This window comes from Rhizobium sp. 268, from assembly GCF_036571585.1.
Taxonomy (GTDB): domain Bacteria; phylum Pseudomonadota; class Alphaproteobacteria; order Rhizobiales; family Rhizobiaceae; genus Rhizobium; species Rhizobium redzepovicii.
This window is the reverse complement of sequence record NZ_JAPPSO010000079.1, coordinates 1-619: the sequence shown is the minus strand read 5'-3', so window position 1 is coordinate 619 and position 619 is coordinate 1. Positions and strand designations below refer to the sequence as shown.

At 54.9% G+C, this 619-nt stretch carries 1 protein-coding gene; it reads right to left on the bottom strand.

The features are described 5' to 3' along the window. Window positions 1-52: 52 nt before the first annotated feature. Window positions 53-619 (bottom strand): IS6 family transposase (locus OS035_RS33525; RefSeq protein WP_331815701.1); only part of this gene is annotated, 567 nt, incomplete at its 5' end.

Here is a 619-nt window from a genome sequence, read left to right as displayed (position 1 = left end):
GGCACTGTAAACTTAACGCCGTGGAAACTGGAACTGGGAGTGAGGCCCCGTTTCACGCGGCTTGAAGTTGCGCGATTTGGCGCCATGCTTGCATGGCTGCTGCTCGCAGTTCGCGATGGTGGTTGGATGGAATATCGTGACGGGGAATATGAAAAAGGTTGCTGATCGGGTCGTGGATGGAAACGAAACGCTGAAGCTGTCGCGCTGATTTGAAGCACTTCATGATCCTCTCTCGTCGTCGGATCGGCTGATGAGAGTTTTCCGCCCGATTGTTCAGTCCCTTGTGAGAACGATGCTCGACGCCTGGCATGATCTCTCGTTTCGCCGCACCATAGGAACGCAGCTTGTCGGTGATCACCACACGCGGCGAACGGCCTTGTGTTTTCAGGAGCTTGCGCATCAAGCGCTTTGCCGCCTTGCTATTCCGACGGCTTTGCACCAAGACGTCCAGAACAAAGCCGTCCTGATCAACGGCACGCCAAAGCCAGTGTTTCTTTCCGCCGATGGTGATGACAACCTCATCGAGATGCCATTTGTCACCGAGCTTGCCGGCAGATCGCTTCCGGATATCATTGGCAAAGTGTCTGCCGAATTTCTTAGCCCAAAGTCGCACGGTCTG